We start from the raw sequence: 24,423 nt of genomic DNA, 5'->3' as shown, positions 1-24,423 counted from the left end.
GAATTATTTTGATACTACTGCAAATATTTCAAGTTTTAATTCCTCAGAATAATCATCTTCATATAAAAGAGAAGTTATAATTTTATGTAATAAGTCCTTATTAATAATATTATCAGCAACCCATACTGCTATATTTTCCATCTCATAAACAAATCTTTTTACGACATAATCAAAGCCATTTAACTCTAAAAAATATGCACCTAATGCTAAAGATGATCTTTTATTACCATCATGGAAAGCATGATTTTTATTAATTGAGAAAACTAAATGTGTTAGTTTATCCTCAATTTCAGGATAGTATAAATCATTCTGTATATGTTCTAATGGGCTTTCTAACTGACCTTGATCTTTAATACCAACCATTCCACCAGTATTTTCAATAATCCAATCGTGTGTAGCAATAGCATAATGTAAATCAAAGTAAAAAAAACGTATGATTGCACTATCCATTTTTATCGATCCTTCAATCTCTTAAACACAGCTAAAGTGTCAGGATCACTCAATTGTTCTTGCAAAGATCTACTCTTTTCACCTAAGAATCTTTCAAAATCAGCTTCAGGTACAGCTTGAATATAAGCTTCTAATTTTTCATGTAATGCATCTCTAAAACATAAATCACGGCTTGCCATCTTAGTTCTAGCATCTAGAATAAGTGGGGTAAACAATGGATGTTTTTCAAAATCTAAAAATAGTTTCTCTGCTTCTTTCTGCGTTAACTTACTACCTTTTTTTTGCCCAGCCAGCTCTAATTCATGAGCTATGCCAGCCTCAAAACTAGCAATCAGATTAATAACCTCTGTATACATAGTTTCACGAATTTTATCGTGTTCTGCTAGTTTTAATACTTTTTTGTACTCAGTAGCATTCTCTTGGAAAATACTTTTATAAATCAAGTTTGTAAATCTTGCATACTTCCATTGACTTCCTTCAATATAATTATCAACTGCATCTGTAAACTTTTTACGATAATTTTCTTCTTGAAAGCTTGCTAATAAATAATTTTCATCTCGCTGATTAATAAATTTAGTATGTCCTCCTGCCCTTTGTGCCATGACATCTAACACTATATCTAAGACTCTCGAACGTAATAATCTAGCTTGCTCACTTTCCGTCAAGAGCATACCCAAATTCAGCACAGCTCTAAAAGTAAAAATCCCTAAAACACTTGTTTTGGTACCCTCACTGATGAGGGTACCATGGGTTAAGTCCTTAAAATCTCTAAGTTTTTGACCGCGAAGAATTTGATAGCCGTTATTCTTTAATTCATCACCATGATTAGAAATGTAACGTTCTATAGTTGCATCACTGATTTCAAACAAAGACATAACTTGTTGCTTGGTAAAAACCATTTCATCTTGATAAAAAATACCACCTAGATCTAAATGTTCTTCAGCCTGCTGAAGAGCATAGCGATTATTAAGGATATTCTGTCTCTCATGAATAGATTCTGTTAAATCCTTTGCCATTTAAATATCTCCAAAAAATACTTATAATCCAATATCTTACGTTAAAATTATTATTAATTTTGTTCAAAAGTTTTAGCTACGTGCTCATCAGCTTCTTTAATAGAAATCAAACCATTCATTAACATCGGTAATAACCAATTATATAGAGTAGTTAATTGGTTATTTTCCTCAATAGCATTCCTTATTTTTTCATTTAAAATAAAAGCAAAATTAGAAAATCTTTCTAAAATTTCATTAGGTGGGATTAGGATCTTTAGATTATAAAGATCGTTAGAATAGACATGTGGCTGAGCTGATCCTCTAGCCTGGCTAAAAATATAATTCTGGACTGTTTTTAGATACTCATAGATGTAAAAGGTTAAAGCATCTGTATTTCCACGAATTGTTATACAATCGCTCGCAAAAATTCTTTCTCTCCAAAAATTAACATATCCAGCACTCGCACCCGACGCACTAACTGTAATAGTATAAAATTCTCTATTAAATGCACTATGCATATAAGAATTAGATATACCCGCAGATACTACTTTATAACACCCATTTGTATCCGCAATTTTTTCAGTTATTAAATCTCCTTTTCTAATATCACAGATTTCAGAAAGAGAAACGACATTCCAACCAATAGGTATATCTATATTTAAAACACTATTAAAAGTTAATTTTTTATTTTTATCAGAATCTAAACAATTAAAATTAATAAAATAAAAACTATATATAGTAGATAGAAAGTTTTCAAATTTTAATTTTAGTGACTTATCTACTTCTATTTTGTCGTAAATAGAATATAAAAAATCACCTATTTTTACTTGATCATTATAACTAGGCAGATTTACATATAAATAGGAAAATATTGTTTCATTAAAACTTGCACGTAATGTCATAACTGCATTATTTGTGATAGTTTTTCTAAAAATAGGTGATCTTAAATAAAATGCAATAAATTTTGGATAAACCTTCTCACTACCAATAGGTCTTAATCTTTTAACAAATCCACTAAAAGTAGCACATGGATAGTCTTTTAAGGCTACACAGGACATAGCTAACTCATCTAACGTTTCACTAGTACGTGTTAAAAAAATATCTCCTGCTCTGATAGAAAAAGTTTTTTGTTCTTTTTCATCTGTATTCATTAAATCTGGTAATTCCTGAGGAATAAAAATATTATTAAATACTGTCGAAAAAGATAGAAAAGGATGACCATGTCCTGCTTGGTCAGGAGAGGTGGTTATTCCTGAACTCATGGAATACAGTTCATCAAACTTATATTTACGAATTTCAATCATAATTCAAAATCCGTAATTCTGTTTTTAATTTGATTACTTAACATGTTAGATTTCTTAAGCAGTTCTTCAATCACTTTTGAAAAATCATCCACTCTAATTTTAAACTCTTCAGGTGTTAGATTTTCATATTCAATTTTCACCTCGAAATACTGACCAGCACTTAAGCTGTAATTTTTATTAGATATATCCTCATAATTAACAACAACAGATAATTCATCTTCAGCAATTTTTTTATTGAAGGTATTAATAATTTTCTCTTCTTCTTGGAGAGTTAGCAAGGTCTTCTGATTTTTACCTTCCTTTATTTTCTGTCCTAAATTCGAAGCATCAATTAAAACAACCTTATCTTTGTTATTTTTATCTATAAATATAATTGAAACACTTGTACCAGTAGTGGCAAAAATATTAGACGGCATTGAAATAACACCAGCTAACATCCTATCATCAATTAATTTTTGTCTAATTTTTTTATCAATACCAGATTGAGCTGTGATAAAGCCCGTTGGTAAAACTACTGCTGCTTTACCATCATCTTTCAATGAATAGATAATATGTTGTAAGAACAATTGGTAAATTTCCATTTTGTCCTTATCTTTTACTTTAATTTTAGGGATTCCAGCAAAGAATCTTTCTTTATTAGCCTTAGTATCTAAATCATCCCTAAAATCACTAAAATCCAATTTAAAAGGTGGATTGGAAACAATATAGTCAAATTTTTTAAGCTCACTTCCATCCTTATGATAAGGGTGAAGTATAGTATTGCCCTGAATAACATTTGGAATTGAATGAACTAAGTTATTCAGAATTAAATTCAAACGCAGTAAATTTGATGACTTTTGAGAAATATCTTGTGTATAAATTGCACAACGATTTTCGCCAATTACATGAGCTACATTCATGAGCAATGTGCCTGATCCTGCTGCAGGATCATAGCAAATTACATTTTTGATTTGTCCCTGCTGATCTTTAGGAACAAGAATTTCGGCCATTATACGTGCAACCGCATGCGGCGTATAATATTCTGCGTATTTACCACCACTATTCGAGTTATAGTCTTTAACCAGATATTCAAAGATAGAAGCATAAAAATCGAACTTCTGATCAAAGATACGCTCAAAACTAAACTCAACTAATTCATTAATGATCGCTTTGCAAAATTCATCACGTTTAGATGAATCACTAATAAACTGGCTGAGTTCATCAAACAGTTTAATTTTTGCACCACCATCGGTTTGAACTGCAAAAATCTCATTATTCTGAATAGAAATATCTCTTAGAGTGTCATCAAAAAGTTTAGAAAAATCAGGTTCATTTTGTTGGCTGAAAAGGTAACTAATAAAGTGCTGAGGTTTGAGAATTGCTGTATCTGCTGGCATCTGTAATGCAAGCATCTCTAACTCATCATCCGACATGTTTGAGAGCACATCTTCCCATTTTTCAGCTTCAGCTAAACTGGGTTCCACTTTTTTTGCTTCATAAGCAAATTTATCATTCAAAAACTTATATAAAAAAGCCTGTGTGATAATTTTAAATTCATTACCATCGTTACCAAGTCCATAGTTAGCACAGATAGCTTTTAAACCATCAATAAGTTCTCTAACTTTTTGCTGAAACTGAATTTCTATCATTGCCCTGAACCACCATTGAACTCTTTGAGGTACTCATTTACCACAAGCTGGTTAATATACCTTGTTGTGGCTGGACTTAGCGCAACATTCTGTTCATTTTTAAAACGTTTAATAATGTTTGACATCATCAACTGAGAAAAATAAGCTTCATTATTTAATACATTTTCATTATCTAAAACATGTTCATCTGCATCCTGTTTGAGTCTAATTAAAGCTTCATAGATTTGTCTTTCAGACTTTGAAACATCCCCCTTCTCATATAGTCTCTTATGCACACGTGTGAACTTAATGTCGCCCTTGTACTTATCATTGAGTTGCTTATTAGCACGGTTCAACTCTTTTATTCGCTCATGAATTTGTTGCAAAGTACCAATATTAGTGACCATCTCTTGTTGAGTTACTTCGCTCAATTTTTTCTTTTTGAAAAGGCGTTCGAGTTCCTCCTTCAAGCTGATAAATTTTTCATCATGCTGGTCAAAATTACTTGCTAAAGCCTCTCTCGTTTTACGCAATGTATCTTTAAGCTGATCTGCTAAAACCAACTCCTCTTCAGCAATTTTCTTAAACTTAAAAATCACATCTTCAAGTGCTAAATTTAGTAGATTCGTAGTGACTTCACCACTTTCAATACTCTCTTTTAAATTCAGCATATCTAAATGGTTGCTTGTCTCTCGGAACATGATATTGATCTTTTCAAAGTCTAAAGATCGAAGTTGCTCATAGTCCCCCTGTAACCTCATGAGATTATATAAGCTCTTTGCATCAGCTAAGCTCTTTTTAAGTTCTAATACCTGTTTACGGTCAGAAATTTGCTGAATTTGATCAGTAAATAACTCCATATTCTGCGTATCAAAACGGAATAACAAATCTTTTAATTGACTAATTTCCTGATCAATTTCTTCTTTAGATTTGAAGAGATGCGAGTAGCTATCCATCTCATCGCCTAACTCTGCCTGCAACTCTTCAAAATAAGCCTTGTTCGTTGCATCAAATTCTTTTCGAATATCAGCAAAGTCAACAACATAACCATACCTAAAATCTTTATAAGTACGGTTCACACGAGTTAATGCCTGAAGTAAGTTATGTTCTCGAATCACGCGACCAATATAAAGTTTCTTTAATCGAGGCGCATCAAAACCAGTTAACAACATGTTATAGACAAACAGAAAATCAATTTTCCCTGCTTTAAAGGCATCAATCCAATCTTTACGGTCTTGTTTATCACCAATATCATGCAAAATAAGTGCGGCAGATTTGACTTTATTTTTTTCCTTTAGGTGTTCTGTATAAGACGTATCGGTCTTAGAAATGTCATTATCTTTTTTATATTTTGTATTAAAAATTTCAAACATCTGTTTCGCTTGTTCTGAACTATCACAGATGACCATCCCACCTATTGTCGGATCATTACAAGCACCGCGACTATTCTCAAAATCCTGAACAATATAATCGAGCATTGGTTCTACAAAAGTTGGGTGTGCATAAATTATTTTTTTATCGACATCTCCCTGCTTAACCTCTGCTTGTGCTAATGCCTCTTGTAAAGCAATTTTATAGTTAGTTTGAATATCTTCTCGGATCAAACGTAATGTATAGCCATCAGCAATCGAAGCATTGTAATAATACTTATGGATGTAATCTCCAAATAGAGATCTTGAATTGTAGTCTTTTCCTAATAGCGGAGTCCCTGTAAGACCAATTTTGATTGCATTGCGATCTGATACATCTAAATTAGCAAGAAAACTGCCCTTAGGATTATAGCTACGATGTACCTCATCTAAGAAGTAAACACGTTGTATATCAACATTGTAATCTTTAGTAGACACAATCGTTGGATCATCTGCAAACTTCTGAATATTAATTACAGTGATTTCTGGTTTCCCACTGTTATTGTGAATAACTTTAGTTGCCTTAATATCTTTGGTAAATTCATCTCTAGAGTTAATCGTATGTACGACTAGTCCACGACTAGCAAATTCACTCTGTGCTTGCTGTAGTAGATCAAGTCGATCCACAATAAAATAAAATTTAGGAATTACATTCTTTCTTTGATAATAATCCGTCAAAAATTTTACGTTATAATACGTTAATGCTGTTTTACCACTACCTTGAGTATGCCAAATAATTCCTTTACGGATGCCCTCATCTAACTTTCTTTCAATTGCCTTAGTAGCAAACAGTTGTGGATAGCGCATGATATGTTTTTGCACACCATTTTCTGTTTCCACATAAGCAATTGAATAACGCAACATAAATGTTAAGCGCTCTCGACTTAACAAAGATGTACAAATTCGGTTGGTAGGTCTATTAGGATCTTTATTGGTAATAAATTCTGGGCTATTTCTAATTACTTCAAAATTATTGTCTTTAAGAATTCGAATTTCTTCTGACTCAGTCAAAGGACTCAATAAATGAGTTAAATTAAAGATCTCTTCTTCTCGAAAGTAGTTAAAGCTTGGTTTGTGATACGACGGGGTAGCATAAAAAGCGCCCATAATTGGTTGAATAGCATCATTGTCATATTCCATATTGTTTGAAAAGATCATGAACTGAGTAATGTTGATAAATCTTTTAAATTTAGAGTTTTGGAATCTCTTATTTATTCGTTCTCTTTCTGCTAAGACACCATCTTTATTATTTGGCTTCTTCACCTCAATAAAGACTAAAGGCATACCATTTACTAGGATTGTAATATCAGGACGGAATTCATCATCTCCGTTTTGACAAGTAAACTCCGTAACAACATTGAATGTATTGTTATTGATATTTTCAAAATCAATGAGCTTGATACCAGAACGATTGACCAACTTGCTAAAAAACACTTTACCCAAATCATCATTGTCTAAAGTTAGCTTTAAATCTTGTAATTCTCTTTGAATATCATCTTTTTCAAATGAGGGATTAATTCGGCTTACTGATTCCAAGAATATTTCAGGGAAAATATTAGACTCCACATCCCATGTATGTTTTTTTAAAGAAAGATACTTATAACCAAGCCTTGTTAAATGAAGAATTGTTGGAATTTTTACGCGAGCATCTTCATTGAACTTCATGGAACCCTCTTTTAATGTTTCTTTACTCGATAATCATACATCATCTGGCAATAAATCTTTCGCTGAAACATCTAAACATTTTGCTAATTCGTATATTTTCTCAATAGTTAAATTAACTTCTCCACGTTCAATTCGTCCCATATAACTACGATCTATATTACAAAGTAAAGCTAGCTTTTCCTGTGATAATTTTTTTAGTTTTCTTTGTTCCCGAACCTTTAAACCAAAAGAGACTGTTAGTTCTGACATATTCTTGAATCAATTGCTCAAAAAATAGAACTATCAACATTTGAGGATTATATATCCACGGCTTATAATCCTCTTTTTATTTTTTAAGCTGTTTATGAAACAAATGACTACTTCTCTCTTTCAATCTTTTCTAGTACTCATTTCACAACATCAAATTGAGGGATGGACATGTAATCAAATTTGGAATACTTTAAATTTGCCTATAGATGAAAAACAAAGAACGACTCAACAACAGTTTTATAGATTACTCAGGAAGCTTGTCAAACAAGGTTACTTAATCAAGAATATTCATGTAGATAATCCACGTTTTTCAACGTTTATCGAAACCCAGAGTATGCATTCCTTTAGAAAGAAATTTGGCATTCAACTAATTAAAAATGATTTGGAAAAACTAGAACGAAAAATGAGTCAACTCACAGAAAAACAAAAAAACTATGAAAATCAGATAAAAGCTTCTGAGCAAGCTCTTGCAGAATTTCCTGAGCTAAAACCCGAAATCATAAAAAGAAAAAAACAATTACTTCAAGATATTGTAAAAATTAATGCGTACAAGGATTTTTTAACATCATTAATATAAGATACATACTCATTCGATGAGTAATAAAATTTTAATCGAGTATGAAACTTTATTACTCAAAAAATTACAGTGCTTGAAGAGAACATAGTGTTTAGTATGAAACTTTATTTTTTCTTCAAACTTTTATGACTTATTAAAATCAAATAGATATAGATGTGTCAGTATGAAACTTTATTGCTTTCATACATTAAATTTAATAAAATTATTTTGAATCACCTAAAAAATCCGCAGTCGGCTTCATTTTTAGAAATTTAGTACTGCGGATTTTTTATGTCTGATACTTTTATTTTTCGCATAACTACAGTGCATAGCAAGCGATATTGAAACTTTTGCAGACAATGAAAACTTTTATAAAAACAAATAACCTAAGTCATTTAACCACACTATTTTCTAAAAATGTTGTTTATTTATTCAGTCAGTACAATGACATGCAAAAAATGATTGACCCTATTTTTGCATCATGTATTATACACCGCATGCGGGAATAGCTCAGTTGGTAGAGCACAACCTTGCCAAGGTTGGGGTCGCGAGTTCGAGTCTCGTTTCCCGCTCCAGATTCAAAAAAGCCCTAGTCGAAAGATTAGGGCTTTTTTCTTGTTGATTTTATTATATTTTTTAAAAAATCTTCTTCCTGTGTTATTCGATTCAATAAAAAATATTTTTAATGTAATTTGTATTTTGTGACCAAGATGTGACCATGGCGTGCCCACAACAATAAAAATGGTCTCAATTAACCTTAAATGTCTTCAATCGATCACCACTTTCAGAGCTTTTTTTGAAGGTAAAAAATCACCCTATTCTCTTCAAAACAAGATGTTTTTTACCAAACGATCAAGGATTTGTGACCATTTCACTTTTTGATGTGACCAATTGTGACCAAACTAGCTATTATCATTTTGATTATTATCAATTTTCTTAAAAACCAATAAATCACCCACTTCCACATCTAATGCAATACAAATTTTATCAATGGTTTCAAAATCAATCCGTACAGATTCATCATTATAAAGTTTATGTAAAGTAGATTTATTAATTCCAGTACTTCTCACCAAATCAGCAACCTTAAGTTTCCTTTCTGCTAATAAAACTGCCAAGTTTGAAATAATCATAAAATTTCCTATTTAAATCATAAAAAGTACTTGCAACAACATAAAAATATGATAATTTATGTCTTAGGAATAATTTTTCCTAGTTAACTAGTAAAAAATATGAGGCTCTATTATGTCATATACCTATCTCACAGCCCAGCAACTGGCTGAAAAAATCCAGTACGACGCTCGTACTATTCGCAACCAACTGAAGGACAGTGTCTTTATTGAAGGTGTTCATTACATCCGTCCTTTTGGTGGTCGCAAAATTCTTTTTGTTTGGGAACGTATTGAAACTGAAATGCTTAAATTCACTGGTTTAAGTATGGATGCTCTTCAATAAGGTTCAGGAGGTTTAACCGATGGCTACCATCCGGGAAAGAAGTGGCAAACTCATTGCCGATTTTCGCTACATGGGCATCCGTTGCAGAGAGACAACCAATCTTGAAGACAATGCCTATAATCGCCGAATTTTAAAAAAACGTCTCGAGCAGCTTCAAGCTGAAATTACTTTGGGAACTTTTGAATACGAAAAGTATTTTCCAAAAAGTAAACGTGTTGAGGAGTTTAAGGAAAAAAGAAGTCAGCAAATCGCTGTACAAACCAAGGTTCCTCTTTTTAAAGAGTTTACTGAATTGTGGTTTAAACAGAAACAAATTGAATGGAGAGATTCATATCAACAAAAGGTTTCAATTGTAATCAAAAACTATTTGATCCCCGCTTTTGGTAATCAGGTTCTCTCAAAAATTAAGAAGTCAGACTTGCTGAACTTCCGTGCTTCCCTCGCCAAAGTGACACACGGAAAAGATCAAACAAGTCTGAAAGCATCGAGGATCAATCAAATCATGACGCCTTTACGTATGATACTGAATGATGCGGCAGAACGATACGATTTTGAGTCGCCGTATAAAAATATAAACAATCTGAAGGAAAGTAAGATCGAAGTCACACCTTTTTCTCTGGAAGAGGTGCATAAAATTCTCACTGCGGTGCGTGAGGACTTTAGGCCTTATTACACCATTCGCTTTTTCACAGGTATGCGTACCAGTGAAATCGATGGTCTGCAATGGAAAAATATCGACTTGCAACGTCGTGAGATCCATATCCGTGAAGCGTTAGTGAATGGTGTTCTTGGTGGAACCAAAACGTATGGTTCTGACCGCACGATCCAGATGAATGACCGGGTATACCAAGCCTTTCTGCAACAGAAAAGCCTCAACAACGGAAAATCGGACTTCGTCTTCTGTAACCGTGATGGCGGTCCTCTAGACTACCGTTTAGTTAATAAGCGTGTATGGCACCCTATCCTGCGCTTTTTAGGATTAACGCCTCGTCGTGCTTATCAGACACGTCATACAGCAGCAACGCTCTGGCTGGCGGCAGGTGAAAATCCAGAATGGGTCGCTCGCCAATTGGGGCATTCAACCACTGAAATGTTGTTCCGGGTCTATAGCCGCTACATTCCGAATGTTACCCGTCGCGATGGCAGTGCTTTTGAAGCCATGCTGGAGAGACTCACTGCAGAGGAGCTTGCACATGAATAGTAAAGCTTTCTTTGGTGGTGTGGTGGTCAGTCCTGAAGCAGATTTGGTCGCTCGTGAACTCATTCATGAGTTTCACATTCCCAAACTGCACAATCTGGCCTTTTTGCTGGAAATCAATAAATGCTTCGATGACCACCAAGCATTGAGACTTTGGCTACAGCGAATGCTGGATGAAGGGCAAGCTCATTACGATGACTTGGCTCAACAGGCCCGTCTCCGCTTAATGAGTCTCGCTCACTCATAAAACAAACATATAAGGTCATCTAATTGATGACCTCAGCCCCTTTATACCTATAAAAAGGTGAACACATGCATAAAGATATTTCAATTTGGATGCCACTCTATATTGGCGACCTACAGGCAAAATTTGCACGAATGACGGCAGAACAAATTGGTGCAACCCTACTGTTAATGATGGATTTCTGGAAAAATGGTGCCATTCCTCATGACCTAGCTACTGTATGTAGCATCACAAAATTATCGCAACATACCAAGGCTAAAACTTTGTTGAATACGCTAATGGCCCTGGAATTGTTTGAAATCGAATCTGAGCAGATTCATTCAAATTTTTTAACCAGTTTAAAAAGCCAGGCATTGCAAAATCAGCAAATGAAATCTGATAAAGCTAAAAATGCAGCTCAGGCACGTTGGGGGAAATCCGCTAGTAATGCTCAAGCATCAACCAAGCAACGAAAAGTAAATACTCAAGCAGCTCCTGAGAAGAGCCCGAGTATTACTCAAGTCATGCTTGAACCATGCCCTTCATCTTCATCTTCATCTTCATCTTCATCTTCATCTTCATCTTCATCTTCAAATTTTGAAGAAAAAAATGAGAGTTTTTTAGAAAATTCAAAGTGGATTTAGGAGATCAGTCATGAATACCATGCTTAAAACACTCCAGTTTCGCGCAGAAACAACGGAAACACTTTGCGCTACCCATCATATACCCCTGATGGAAATTGCTGGTCACAGGCTCTGTAAATTGTGTGCCAAAGAAACCGTCCATCACTCACATGCAGCCTATGAGAATGAACTGCAACAGCGATTGCTACAACAGAAAATTAAAAATTCAGGGCTCAATAAACGCTACCTGGATCGTGGCTTCAAGAATTATGTAGTTGCATGCCCTGCACAAGACAATGCCATCAAACTATGTCAGGCCTTTGCACAGCAAATTATTTCTGACCACAACCCGAACATGTTGATGATTGGTACACCGGGTACAGGTAAAACCCATCTGAGCGCATCAATTATTCGCAACATTCTGCATAACAGTACAAAATCTGCACGCTACTATACCAGTGCAGAAATTGCTCAAAAAATGATGGATACCTGGTCAGATGCTTCGCGCTCTGAGAAAGAAGTCATCGACCATTTCTCCAGCTTTGATTTATTAGTGATTGATGAATATGGCCTGCATGACCGGCATGAAAAACGCCTGGAGATGGTACATAAGGTTTTGTATAGTCGTTATGACAACATGAAATCTACCCTTCTGATTTCCAATTTCACAGTCCAAAATATGCAGCGAGATTTAGGTATCCGATTATGGTCACGATTACATGAAAACAATTTGATTGTAGTACCGTGTTATTGGGATGATCAGCGGATAACCAAATAATACGACTCTTTACTTAAGCCAATTATCTCGCTGAAATAATTGGCTTTTATAATTAGATTTTTCAAAATTGCATTAATTGCATATTCTTATTAAATGGACAGATATTCTTATTTGAAGCTAAACACCCGTTCTTATTTGGTGGTGTTTCAAAAAGTATGCTGAAAAAAACAATATGGCTTTTGATAAAATAGAGGTATGAAAATAACGCTACAAATCAAATGTCCTACCTGTCTAAGTAACAATATAAAGAGAAATGGCATCAAAGTAGATGGGAAACAAAACCATCAATGCAAAGATTGCAAACGTCAGTTTATTGGTGCTCATGCATTAAGCTATCAAGGGTGTAACTCAGGTATTACCGGCAAGATATTACATTTAATGATCAGAGGAAGCGGTGTAAGAGATATTGCTGAAGTCGAGCGTATCAGCATTGGCAAGGTATTACGAACCTTAAGTGAATCGATCTATCAGATTCAGCCTAAACAAAGCCACTACGAATGTCTTGAAGTCGATGAACTTTGGACTTTTGTAGGGAATAAGAAAAATAAACAATGGCTTATTTATGCCTACCATCGAGAATCTGGAGAAATTGTTGCTTATGTTTGGGGTAAGCGGGATTTAGCAACGGTTCAACGTCTTAAAGCTAGACTTAAAAAGCTTGGGGTTCAATATGCTCGAATTGCGAGTGATCATTGGGATAGTTTTATTACAGCATTTCAATGTTGCAAGCAAGTGATCGGTAAGTTTTTTACCGTCGGTATTGAAGGTAACAATTGTAGAATTCGTCATCGAATCAGGCGTGGATTTAGGAGAAGTTGCAACTTTTCTAAAAAGCTCGAAAATCATTTTAAAGCCTTTGATTTGACTTTCTTTTACCTTAATAACGGATTTGTTTAACGCCAGCATACTTTTTGAAACACCACCTAGTGATTTATTTCGTCATCTTCAAGTTGGTCAAACTGAATGTCGTAAACGACGTATTTGGGTTGGTCGAGTGAAACTGTATATTAGTGCGCTACGATTAGAAGATGGAGAACTTTTACTTGTTGTTTCTCCTATGTTGAATGCTTCAGCTATTCGTGATTATGCATTACGCTGGGAAATCGAAACCTTATTTAGTTGTCTCAAAGGACGTGGATTCAATCTTGAAAATACTCGTTTAACAGACCCTAGACGAGTCAAGAAATTGATAGCAGTGCTAGCTATCGGTTTCTGTTGGTGCTATTTAACAGGTGAATGGCAACATGATCGAAAAAAAGCGATAAAAATAAAGAAGCATGGACGACTTTCAGTAAGTTTATTTCGCTACGGTTTGGACCATGTTCAAATGGCTATTCTACGTTTGATTAGTTTTGGGAAAAAAGAAGAATTTAAGAAAGTGCTAGCAATTTTAAGAAAGAAAAAGCCTGATAGGACAAGGGCCCTATGAAATTTGTCGTGTACAGAGTTAAAATTGTTACAAAGCCGCATTTTATATACATTTTTAAATTATCAACTTTATTTAAAATATGAGTGCAGTTATTTTGATCAATAAAATTAGTTTGGGGGTTAGTCGTTATGTTGAGTCGCTTTTTAGTTATTTGCCTGAGTAGTATGTATATTTTTTCGACTTATACTCTTGCAGCTGAACCACAAAAATCACTTCCTCCTACCACCAACAATCTAAACAATTTAGCACTGTTAAACCAAGCCGACACATGGTCTTTAGATAATCTAAATAAAGCGGAGTGGTCGGACAATCTTGAAAAAGGCTATCTTCCTGTTTACGCAAAGTTACAAGTGCTGTTGAGTCGCCATTACTCATCCTCAGGTGCAATTGATGGCATATTGGGCCTAAATACTGTGAAAGCCATTTCAGCTTTTCAGATTATGAAGGGTTTAAGTGGTGACGGAGTGTTAGATGCAAATACTTGGCGGCTTTTAAATGAAGTTACGACTCAACCGACGTTTATTGAGTACACCATTACCACACAAGACTTGAAAGGTCCTTATGCTCAATCGATCCCTGTGGATTATGCCGAACAGTCAAAAATGAAGGGCTTGTATTACACCCGTGTGACCGAAATGCTCGGTGAAAAATTCCATATGGATGAATTGTTTTTAAAAAAAATTAATTCAGGCGCAAATTTTAATAAAGTCGGTGAAAAGATTATTGTCGCAAATGTAATAAATGTTTTGCCAAATAATGTGCAAAGCATTATTGCACACAAAGGTTCTAAACAATTATATTTGCTTAATCGACAAAATAAGATCATTGCATCTTTTCCTGCAACGATCGGGAGCGAAGATAATCCCTCACCCACTGGCACGCATGCCATCGGCAGTATCGTGTTCAATCCACATTATAGTTATAACCCTAAGAATTTTATTCAAGGCAAAAATCTTAAGCCCTTAAGCCTCCCCCCAGGACCCAACAACCCTGTAGGAAATATTTGGATTGGTTTATCTCGACCTTCTTTTGGGATTCATGGTACGCCAAATCCCGCCTTAATTTCTAAAACAGCATCGCATGGTTGTATCCGATTGACTAATTGGGATGCTAATAACTTAGCTAAAGTCCTCCATAAGGGGTTAACTGTAATTTTCTTGGAATGAAAAAATTTACCTCGCTATTTGAAAAATCAAAATTTAGCAATCAAGCGCTTGCGTTCTCAAGCTCAATTCCTCTTGTCTCTTCCCACAAAGCCAAGATTTCGCTAGGCGTATACTTTTCCCACTTTTCATAGTTGCCAATAATTGGGCACTAACAAACAGCTCAATCTCGGAATACGTCCAATTTCCAGGAAGATTCCTCGGATACTTAGGTTTTTCATCTTTATGGTCGGTAATCCTCCCATAAATAACCGAAGTTAAAAGTAGAGGTTAAGCAGCCATTAGAGGTGGCTTTCCTTTGTTAGCTTGATGTGGTCTTTCATGGTTGTAATGCCACAGCCAGTTTGTTGCATAATCTTGTACTTCATCCAAAGTATCAAATAAATGCTTGCTCAGCCAACTATAACGTATGGTCCGATTATAGCGTTCAATATACGCATTCTGCTGTGGCTTACCCGGTTGAATATATTCAGTACGAATACCGTGCTCAGTAGCCCAGCGCACAAATTCGTGACTGATAAATTCGGGACCATTATCGCATCGGATAACTAACGGTTTTTCTCTCCACTCCAGCAATTGATTCAACGTACGAATAACCCTGATTGTGGGCAATGAGAACCCTGCTTCAATGGCTAGGCCTTCGCGGCGGTAATCATCAATCACATTCAATAATCGAAACTTGCGACCATCGGAAAGCTGATCATGCATAAAATCTAATGACCAAACCTGATTTTCTCGGATTGGTTCTTTCAATGGTTCAGGCGCATGCCGTTTTAGTCTTCTTCTCGGTTTAATACGCAGATTCAGTGCCAACTCACAGTAAATGCGGTAAACCCGCTTGTGATTCCAGCAGCAACTCTCAACATGCCGTAAATACGAGAAGCACAAACCAAAGCCCCAATCGGAATTTTCCTCAGTGAGTTCAATGAGCTGTTCAGCAATGAGTGCATTGTCATCGCAAAGTTTAGCTTGATAGCGGTAGCAGGTTTCACTAATGCCAAATGCTTTACAAGCCAAACGAATACTAATGGCATGCTGGGCAACTGCCTGTTGTGCCATCTTACGCCGGCAAGATGGCTTTACCACTTTTTTGCCATCGCTTCCTGGATGATTTCGGCCTTTAATCGCTCTTCCGCATACATCTTTTTAAGTCTGGTATTTTCGGCTTCTAGCTCTTTCAGTCGAGCCATTAATGATGTATCCATACCACCATATTTGGCACGCCATTTATAAAAGGTAGCATTACTCATGCCGTGTACACGGCAAAGGGTCGCTACAGGTGTGCCAGATTCTGCCTGTTTCAAGATGGACATGATCTGACTATCAGTAAATTTAGATGTTTTCATGCAGAATCTCCTGCTCGTATCTTAAGAGAAAATTCTACTTTTAGATCCTATTATTTTTAGGGGGGATTACCGTATCTTTCACATTCGTCACAGTACCTTGACCTAAGGTTGCCTTGGTCAGTTGTTCTGTTTCTTGCCCGCTGCTATTGATACCAATGGTCGTTGAACCTTTTGGAGCTGTAGAAGCTTCTTTAGTTCCCTTTTGTGGAATACCAATACTGGTCGATACATTAATTTCAAAAATTAAAATCCTTTAACGTCTTTCCTTTTTCATCCAATAATTTATATACAAAATCAGGTTCAATTTTTAAAAATAACTCAATAACATCATGAATTTTCCAACCATGTATTTCTGGATGATCAATGATTGAAATTAAATGTTCTTTTAAAAATGGAATATATTCTTTGAAGTCCTCATCGATTATTAAACCAAATAAAGAATCTATTCCAAAAGGTTGAGTATTAGCAAGCTCTATTATTTTGACAATATATGGAAACAATTTTTTTCTTGTTAAGGTACCTAGACCATGGTCAGATTTATCAGCCCAATAACGAATAAATGCTCTAAGAACATGTTGCAATGTATCATCATAACCATTTAGCCTATGATCAATAAAACCATTTAATTTATTGTTTTCAAATAATGCAGTTAAAGCATTAAAACCATAATCATCTCCCCAAAATGTCAACAATTTAGCAGCTTGGAATACAATATAGTCATCCGAATTTGTTAATAATTCTCTTAACTGTTCTATACGGCTAACTGAAATATCTTCAGCATCTAAGTCCTCTGCTATATCTGTATAATTGACACTATCAGGAATCTCATTTAATAAGTCTATAATCTTCTGTTCCAACTCTATACTCCTTACAAACTATTTCTTTATGTATTCTGATGGAACACAACCTTTGATTAAGCATTCCCCATCTCTAATAGCATGATTCAAATCTTTATTTGCATCTCTTAATTTATCTCGATTTTTTTTACTAGGATTACGATCATATTTCGCCTGAGCTGCATCGACTTTAGATTGTAATTCCTTTCTAACTTCGGTATGTGTCACAATCTGACTACCAGAAATCTTACCTGCATCAATATCTTCCTGCAATCGCTTCGTATCAATCTTAATTTGCTCACCACCATAATTTTTAGAATCAATAGCTATTGCTGGATCACTTGTTGAAATGTATGGTGTATTCTCAGAATTACCACCTCTAATATGAGATTGAACAGATCCTGTTCCTTCAGGGTTTGCAGCAACCAAATCACCTTTGTCATTTATGTAAGCTTTTGGTTTACCTTTATAATTTTCTGTAGCAGAAAAATCATGATCATTACGAGTAACATAATCAGGAACAGTAGGTTTTACTGATATTTCATCACTATTTTTAGCTTTTCCTTTCCCTGAAATTAGTGTCTCAGCAGCTATACCAACAATAAAAGTAGCACCTAGCTTTGCATTTTGCAGTGATTCCGCATAATTAAGACTTCGTTGAAAATCATCATCGCTTAGTCCAAGCTGTTTCAACTCACTAATTTTTTCAGACCGACTCCAATCATCATATAGACCATCTGAAAGTCCGTAGAGTGATTTTACTAAATGATCTGATACCGCATTTGTAGCATAATCAATATATTCTCCACTAAATTGATTAACTATATATCCTGCTGTTGCTTTTACAGGCCCTCCTAACAACACGCTAGCAGCAAGTTGTATTTTTTCAATGTCAACACCACTATCTACAGAAATTTTTTCTATATTTTTACTAATTTCTGCTGCCGCATGTAAAAATTTAAAACCTAGTAAATCCGTTTCTTTTACAGCAAGAGAACTATCTGTATTTTCAGCTAATATACTAATTAAGGAGTTTGAGTTGACTATTGGTTGCTCTTTAGAGAGCTCAGAATTAAGAATCTGTTCAATGCCACTACCATTCTGACTCAAAATATCTAATTGTTCTTGGACAGCAGATAATTTTTGAATTGCATACCAATAATTATCTGTATCTATAATCTTTTCGACCTCTTTAATTTCAAGACCATTTTTCAATAGCTCCCCTGCAACTTGCTGCCCATATTCCTCTAAACCCTCAAAATCTGCTGGTAAACTATAAAGTTTTGCTTGTATATTATTTAAACTTTGTAAAGCCTTCTCTTTATATTCTCCCTCAGGCATTTGCTTCACAATATTTTCAGCACTTTGACGGAAATTTTCAGGTAATTCCTTCTGCTCTTGAATAATCTCCGCCCGTCCACTCTTACTCAGTAAACGCTGATCAACCGTCACAGAACCATCCAGCATGCCCGTCACTTGGTCACGAGTAATTTCTTGCGTATTATTAATGTCCCGATTGGTGCTGTCTGGGGCATTTGCAACAGTCCCTTGACCCATCGTTGCCTTAGTCAATTGTTCTGTTTCTTGTCCACTGCTGTTAAGGCCAATGGTGGTTGAACCGTTTGGATATTTGGATTTTTCTCCATCTTTGTTGTTCGTGGTTTTGCCTATCGTCGTTGATACATTAAAACCACTGCTACTGTTGTAGTTATGATCTTCTATGTCTTTCAGCGCAAGTTCGCCTGAATAGTTCAGCTTACCGTGATCCGTTAATGTGCCGTCTTCATTCTTCGTCGCATTGGCAATCACACCACCAATACTGGTAATATTTTTAACACCCATCGCATCTAGATCAGCATCGTTCTGCGCATTGCCAATCAGCAGCTTACTAGTGTCATTTACCCATGCACTGTCAATGCTGCCCTTACTTTGGTTATAGCCAGCGCTGATATTGCTGGCTTTACCGTTAGAACCAAAACCTAAGCCAATATTTCCGCCTTTGCTGCTATTACTGCTAGTCTCTGTATCCTGCAAGCTTTCTACATGGATCTGATTTACTTGTAGATTACCTCGGTCAGCGATAGAAACCTCACCGCCCTGAATATTCAGTTTGTCTATTGCACCTTCAGTACGATTCAGCACAACTTCACTATTTACGTGGGTGAGGCTTTCGTTTTGTGATTGGCTGGTTTGCTTGCCTATTGAAGCACTGCCGCCACCGCCATAGGTATAGCTCACACTTTGGCTATTGGTTTTACTATTGCTGTCCTGTTTACTATGCTCGACGCCTGCAGTCACATTGAGGTCTTTGCTGCCATCAAAGGTCGTGGTGCCTGTTGCATTCACTCGGCTGCCTTGGATATTGATGTCTTGGCCTTCTGATTTAAGCTGAAGGTTATTTAAATCTAAGTTGCTACCTTGCCATTGGCTTTGTTCTGTATTCGTGGTCGTCGTAGTTTCAATCCTTTCACCATTGGCACCAATAGTAAAGCCATAGGTTGCACTGCTTGCAGCCGCAGATGCGGCTGCTGCCCCTACAGCAATCTGTGCACTTGCCACATTGGCCGTTGCCATTGCGACATTGGCTTTGCTGTCATCTAAGGCTCCTTTGGTAATTCGACCCGCTGCATAGTCACGTTGTGCTTGGCTATAATCATCTTTAGCTTTAGATAAGGCTTTAGTTGCATCTGCAACAGCTTCTACCGCTAAGATTGCATCTAAATAGGCATTGCGAATGCCGACTTCTGTACTGATGGTTTCAGTATGAGTCTTTTCTTCTGTGGTGGTTTTATTTTCATAACCGCCTATGTTAAGATTTCCTCGACCATGATCAATGATCGTATCACCTGTCGCTGTGATATTTTGGCCGAGGATATCTACACCTTCTGCACCTTGAATTGTTAAATTTTCAGTATTGATATTGCCTGACTTATGCGTTGTGGCTGTAGTTTTAACGGTATTCTCTGCGTCTTCAAGTACAAAGCCGCCCACTCGAATGCTGTCTTTATTCAGCTTAACCCCAAGACCTTGTACCGTTTCTTTGCTGTTTGACGTAACAGTTTTGTGTTGTTCTTCTGCTGCATCGAGCGTGACTTTTTTGCCCGCTAAGACCGTGTTCTGTGCATCAATGTTGCTACTGGTCAGTGTCGTTTGACCTGCTGAACCCACATAGACATTATTGGCACCAAGATCGGTCCCTGTTTGTGTTCTTTGCTCAGTCCGTGTGCTCGATGATTCTCCGATCGTGATCTTCGGTGCTTTTAATCCCGGAGCTAAAGCCTCAATACCCGCTAAGCCAACAGCAGTCACTTTCATTAAGTCTTTGGCAATGCCACGATAACCTTTTTGGGTTTCATCCCATTGCTGATCATTGGTTTCTAATGTCGTCAGACTGACATTTTCGGGCAGGGCATTACCATCTTTGGATTTTAAACTGCCATCCGCTTGGCGTTCGAATTGTTTATTGCCAATATAAATATTGTCTTGAGCTTGTATATCATTGGCTTGCAGCTCGATATTTTTACCGGCATTGATATCAACATTTTTGCCAGCTTTGAGCTGTGTTTGTGCAACATCTTCGTCGATATATCCTGATTGACGGTTTTTAAATTGAATTGTATTTTTCTTGGCTGTTTCCGTGCTCTTTATATCAGTATCAATATCTGACAAAAGTTTTACATTGCCTTGGTTTGCCGTAATTTGAATGCTGTCTTTCGCACCAGCTTGCAGGTGCGTGGCTTGAATATCTCCTGTTTGGCTATTGATCAGGATATTGCCACCCGATTGGATGTCGGTTGCAATCGATTGACTGGTCGAAGATTGGATTTTTTTATCTGTTGTAGAGAAGCCACCTTTTTCTTGGGCTGCAAGCTGAGAACTGCGTTCATCTCGTCCATTTTCGATCAAGACATTTTGTCCAGCATCAATCACTACATTGCCCGACGTACTGTTCAAGGTGCTGGCTTTAATCTGAGTATTGGCACCACTTTGCAGGGAAATATTTCCTTTCGCCTGAATCTGCGTCCCTACATCTCGACTCGAAGCATTCAGAATCTGATCCTTGTCACCTGCTGAGCTTAAATCACTGCGACTGACATTCACCGTAGAAAGATTCAGGTCTTGTCCCGCTTGGATCGCAATGCTACCTTGGCTTTGTAGATCTGATGCAGTCAGATTGATATTATTCTTGGCATTGGCAACCAGCTGACCATCCGCATCTTGTACATACAGCCCAGCAACACGGCCAATGTTTTCAGCGCTAAATTCACTTAAACCGTGCTTATTTTCAGTTTTAATCGTCGTGGTGATGTTGTTAATGTCTCGGCCCGCATCAAGGGCAAGGATTTGATTGGCGGTCATTGTCCCACCAATATTATTGATATCGGTGTGTGCTGTCGCAAAGACATCTCGACCTTGTATTAAGCCACCCACGTTATTAATGTTATTGGCTTCAAGACTCACCAATTGGCGTCCAGCAATACTGCCTTGGTTGTTTAAATCCCCACTCAGTTTTAAATTGACCGTCTCGCCTGCAATCAAGGCACCTTTGTTGTTTAAGTCCCCCGACTGTACCGCAACATACACTTTCGGTACCAAGACTTGGATTTTTTCGCCATCAACGGTAATGGTTTCTGTCACCAGCCACACCATATCACTGGTCAATCGAGCAATCTGTGCTTCTGAGAGCTTCACTCCAACACTTAAATTAAGATCTTTGGCAGCACTTACCCCAGAATCCATCAAGGCTTTGAATTGATCCTCGAAGTTCGTATAACCATCTAAATAAACTTGACCCGTCAGTTGTGCAATTTGGTCATTGACCAGTTTTTGCTCGTAATAACCATCCCCTAAACGTTTTTGCATATTTTGTGGGTTGGTCGTGAACATTTGCAGCATGTAATCACTGCCTAACCAATTTTTATAATTGGTAAAGGCATCGCTGCTTTCAATCAAAGGGCGGTTATTATTTTCTTTATTAACGCTGTATAAGGATTGCAGCGGTAAGCTGAGTTCTGAGGTATCACCATTTAATGTGCCTTGGTGAGCACCATCATATTTCACCACATCAAGTTTTATTGGCGTTACGATATCAGCTGGATTATAGGGTTTAACACTGTTCCACTTACTTCGTTTACTTGTACCTAATGTATTCCAACCTACATAGTGATACTGTGATGTCCCCGTTTTAATCACACGATGCTCACCCTCAGCATCAATATTATTCACTTCATTTTGTTCAATATTAATGCCTTTCGTCGCTAGAATTTGGCTCTTGTCATTGGTCAGGCTTTGGCCTTTTAGCGTCAGTGTGCCACCTGAAATAATCTCCGCTGGTGCACTGGAATCCACATAGTGTTGGGTTTCGTACTGGTTGTAGATATATCGGGTATAGTCTTCATATTTTTGACCATCCAGATAAATGCTGTCATAACTGCCACGACCTGTAATATGCGATGAATCAAGAATTTCAGCGCTTCCAGCACCTTGATAAGCGGTCACATCTTTGCGGGTTTCTGGTATTTCTTTGACACTTGAACTGAAATGCAAATTTCGGTTGGTCAAAATATCCACGCCTAAGTACATATCACCCACGGATTGAATACGTGCACTGGCATTGTCTAATAATGCGGCAGAGCCTTCTGCCATATGGTTTGCATTGAGTTGTCCACCAACAGTCAGCGCACCTTCGCTGGCAATTAAGGCTTGTTCTCGGTTTTCAATTTTTCCGCCTGCAATATCTAAGCGTTGACGTGCCGCAATCGTGCCTGCTTTGACATCGCCATTGGTTTGCTGTTCTGCATTGAGAAGATGCGCGGCTTGCAGGGCAATATGGTCACCATAGATTTGACCTGTACCCACGTTTTGGATGCCTTGACTGGCATCAATACGAGTTAAACCTTGGCTATTAATGAGGCCGGTATTGTTGACGTTTTCAGCCTGAATGCGTTGATCGCCTAGACTTAATATCTTGCCATTATTGTTTAAATCTTTTGCTTGAAGATTTAAACTCGCTGGGGTGCTATCGACTTTATTTTCTGCAACTACTGCACCGCTATTTTGCAGCTCGCCATTGGCACTGATTTTAATATGCCCGGCTGAAGCAAACACTTGCCCTGCATTGTTAATCCCAACCCCTTGTTCGGTACTGATTAAACTGATTTTGCCCGCATACATTCCGCCTAAGTGACTGGTATCAATGGCAAACTGTGGCACAGTGCCTGCCAACCCCGAAGCCGCCTGTATCGCACCAGCCTGCGGATTAACTTCAATATCATTTTGTCCAGCAACCACCGTCAATTCTTTAGCCCAAATCCCCGCATTGATCTGTGCAGCACGGCTGAGTAACTGGGTATAGTCGGCTTTACTGGCATCCAAGCCCTGACCTGTGATGTTAATCACCCCGTCACGGACTTGATAACCTGTCACTTGTCCATTTTGAATATTCGGATTGGCGGTACTTAAAGTCACCCCACCTGCATTGATAAAACCGCCACCATCGACATTAATCCCAGCTTGGTTGGCAATGATCACATCTGCTTTACGTCCACCGACCTCTACATAGCCATTTAAGTGACTTGGATTGCTGCCGTTCACCTGATTAACAATGACTTTGGCTTCACCGCCTGCAAGCCACGGATTGGCTTGGATATAACCCCCAAGCTGCGTTTGAGTATTTTGGCGGCTGTTATTTAAAATGACACCGTTCTGATTCACATCAAATTGCTGGTAGTGATTCACCGATACCCCAGCTTTGCTTGGGGTTTGAATATTCACCTGCGTTGTGCCATTGGCACTGTTCAATATCGTTGGACGCTGATTGCCTGCCGCATTCGAGTCTGCAACAACATTGCTGTGCGATACACCAATAGATGCATTGATCAGGGCAGTGCCTGTAATCAGCATCAATGAAAATGAAAGAACTTTTAAAGCTAAACTTTTTTCAGAAGCAACGACTGGTGTTTCAAGATCAACCGCTTTATTATTCTGTGTTGAGGCTTGTCCTGCAGCTGCGACATTTTCTGCAACAGCAATCATTTCACCACGGGTTTGACTAAAAATCGTTTTATAGCAGTTCTTATTCATTTTTCAATTACCAATGTGTCTTTATTTGGGAGATTTTTTCGCTTTAATACTACGAGC

At 37.0% G+C, this 24,423-nt stretch carries 18 protein-coding genes, 1 tRNA gene and 1 pseudogene; 10 read left to right on the top strand and 10 right to left on the bottom strand.

The window, feature by feature from the left end; all coding sequences use genetic code 11:
• Positions 1-3 precede the first annotated feature (3 nt).
• From FTU70_RS03370 to FTU70_RS03345, 6 genes are read right to left on the bottom strand one after another with little or no spacing between them, the layout of a single operon-like run.
• Positions 4-450 (bottom strand): type II toxin-antitoxin system death-on-curing family toxin, encoded by a 447-nt coding sequence (locus FTU70_RS03370; RefSeq protein ID WP_180060007.1) that lies wholly within the window; start codon positions 448-450, stop codon positions 4-6.
• Between the two features lie 2 nt (positions 451-452).
• Positions 453-1,466, bottom strand: coding sequence for a DNA-binding protein (locus tag FTU70_RS03365; RefSeq protein WP_180060005.1), 1,014 nt, complete (start codon positions 1,464-1,466; stop codon positions 453-455).
• 53 nt (positions 1,467-1,519) lie between these two features.
• Positions 1,520-2,749, bottom strand: a complete 1,230-nt coding sequence (locus FTU70_RS03360; protein WP_180060003.1) for a restriction endonuclease subunit S — start codon at positions 2,747-2,749, stop codon at positions 1,520-1,522.
• Complete coding sequence (locus FTU70_RS03355; protein WP_180060001.1) at positions 2,746-4,377, bottom strand: class I SAM-dependent DNA methyltransferase; 1,632 nt, start codon at positions 4,375-4,377, stop codon at positions 2,746-2,748. Before FTU70_RS03355 ends, FTU70_RS03360 begins: the two co-directional genes overlap by 4 nt.
• Entirely contained in the window at positions 4,374-7,430 is a 3,057-nt protein-coding gene (locus FTU70_RS03350; RefSeq protein ID WP_180060000.1) for a type I restriction endonuclease subunit R, read from the bottom strand. The genes FTU70_RS03355 and FTU70_RS03350 overlap by 4 nt, the downstream gene beginning before the upstream one ends.
• A 33-nt stretch (positions 7,431-7,463) precedes the next feature.
• Positions 7,464-7,679: a helix-turn-helix domain-containing protein gene (locus tag FTU70_RS03345; protein ID WP_180059998.1), complete on the bottom strand. Its 216-nt coding sequence runs from the start codon at positions 7,677-7,679 to the stop codon at positions 7,464-7,466.
• 103 nt (positions 7,680-7,782) lie between these two features.
• Between FTU70_RS03345 and FTU70_RS03340 the strand changes: the two genes are divergently transcribed.
• Positions 7,783-8,256 carry a hypothetical protein gene (locus FTU70_RS03340; RefSeq protein ID WP_306669912.1) on the top strand — a complete coding sequence of 158 codons (474 nt, stop codon included), beginning with the start codon at positions 7,783-7,785 and terminating at the stop codon, positions 8,254-8,256.
• 478 nt (positions 8,257-8,734) lie between these two features.
• A tRNA-Gly gene (locus tag FTU70_RS03335) sits at positions 8,735-8,810 on the top strand.
• A gap of 327 nt (positions 8,811-9,137) precedes the next feature.
• Here FTU70_RS03335 and FTU70_RS03330 read toward each other — a convergent pair.
• Positions 9,138-9,365, bottom strand: a complete 228-nt coding sequence (locus tag FTU70_RS03330) for a helix-turn-helix transcriptional regulator (RefSeq protein WP_004974343.1) — start codon at positions 9,363-9,365, stop codon at positions 9,138-9,140.
• 112 nt (positions 9,366-9,477) lie between these two features.
• Between FTU70_RS03330 and FTU70_RS03325 the strand changes: the two genes are divergently transcribed.
• From FTU70_RS03325 to FTU70_RS03290, 8 genes and pseudogenes are all read left to right on the top strand, one after another.
• Positions 9,478-9,687 carry a hypothetical protein gene (locus FTU70_RS03325; protein ID WP_000122748.1) on the top strand — a complete coding sequence of 70 codons (210 nt, stop codon included), beginning with the start codon at positions 9,478-9,480 and terminating at the stop codon, positions 9,685-9,687.
• A gap of 19 nt (positions 9,688-9,706) precedes the next feature.
• Positions 9,707-10,888, top strand: coding sequence for a site-specific integrase (locus tag FTU70_RS03320; protein ID WP_180059993.1), 1,182 nt, complete (start codon positions 9,707-9,709; stop codon positions 10,886-10,888).
• Positions 10,881-11,132 carry a hypothetical protein gene (locus FTU70_RS03315; protein ID WP_005092513.1) on the top strand — a complete coding sequence of 84 codons (252 nt, stop codon included), beginning with the start codon at positions 10,881-10,883 and terminating at the stop codon, positions 11,130-11,132. Before FTU70_RS03320 ends, FTU70_RS03315 begins: the two co-directional genes overlap by 8 nt.
• 65 nt (positions 11,133-11,197) lie before the next feature.
• Positions 11,198-11,752: a DUF1376 domain-containing protein gene (locus FTU70_RS03310; protein WP_180059991.1), complete on the top strand. Its 555-nt coding sequence runs from the start codon at positions 11,198-11,200 to the stop codon at positions 11,750-11,752.
• Positions 11,753-11,762: 10 nt separating this feature from the next.
• Positions 11,763-12,509, top strand: a complete 747-nt coding sequence (locus FTU70_RS03305; RefSeq protein ID WP_180059989.1) for an ATP-binding protein — start codon at positions 11,763-11,765, stop codon at positions 12,507-12,509.
• 195 nt (positions 12,510-12,704) lie between these two features.
• Positions 12,705-13,406, top strand: a complete 702-nt coding sequence (locus FTU70_RS03300) for an IS1 family transposase (RefSeq protein ID WP_005401920.1) — start codon at positions 12,705-12,707, stop codon at positions 13,404-13,406.
• Between the two features lie 28 nt (positions 13,407-13,434).
• Positions 13,435-13,938 (top strand): annotated as a pseudogene (locus FTU70_RS03295) (transposase); the annotation flags it as partial.
• 128 nt (positions 13,939-14,066) lie between these two features.
• Positions 14,067-15,104 (top strand): L,D-transpeptidase, encoded by a 1,038-nt coding sequence (locus tag FTU70_RS03290; protein WP_005401921.1) that lies wholly within the window; start codon positions 14,067-14,069, stop codon positions 15,102-15,104.
• Positions 15,105-15,371: 267 nt separating this feature from the next.
• Here FTU70_RS03290 and FTU70_RS03285 read toward each other — a convergent pair.
• The 3 genes from FTU70_RS03285 to FTU70_RS03275 all read right to left on the bottom strand — a co-directional run bounded on the left by FTU70_RS03285 (position 15,372) and on the right by FTU70_RS03275 (position 24,366).
• Positions 15,372-16,447 (bottom strand): IS3 family transposase gene (locus FTU70_RS03285; protein ID WP_180059987.1). Its coding sequence is split into 2 segments (ribosomal slippage): positions 15,372-16,195 and positions 16,195-16,447, totalling 1,077 coding nucleotides; the frame shifts between segments, so codons are not numbered across the junction.
• Positions 16,448-16,683: 236 nt separating this feature from the next.
• A complete protein-coding gene (locus tag FTU70_RS03280; protein ID WP_154320123.1) occupies positions 16,684-17,304 on the bottom strand; it encodes a hypothetical protein in 621 nt (206 codons plus the stop codon).
• Between the two features lie 18 nt (positions 17,305-17,322).
• The gene (locus tag FTU70_RS03275) at positions 17,323-24,366 is read right to left on the bottom strand and encodes a hemagglutinin repeat-containing protein (RefSeq protein ID WP_179990510.1); all 7,044 of its coding nucleotides are present in this window, start codon (positions 24,364-24,366) and stop codon (positions 17,323-17,325) included.
• Between the last annotated feature and the right edge of the window lie 57 nt (positions 24,367-24,423).

Origin of the sequence: Acinetobacter sp. YH12135, assembly GCF_013418565.1 — a bacterium.
GTDB classification, from domain to species: domain Bacteria; phylum Pseudomonadota; class Gammaproteobacteria; order Pseudomonadales; family Moraxellaceae; genus Acinetobacter; species Acinetobacter towneri.
The sequence above is the reverse complement of the archived record's forward strand: the minus strand, read 5'-3'. Positions and strand labels throughout refer to the sequence as shown.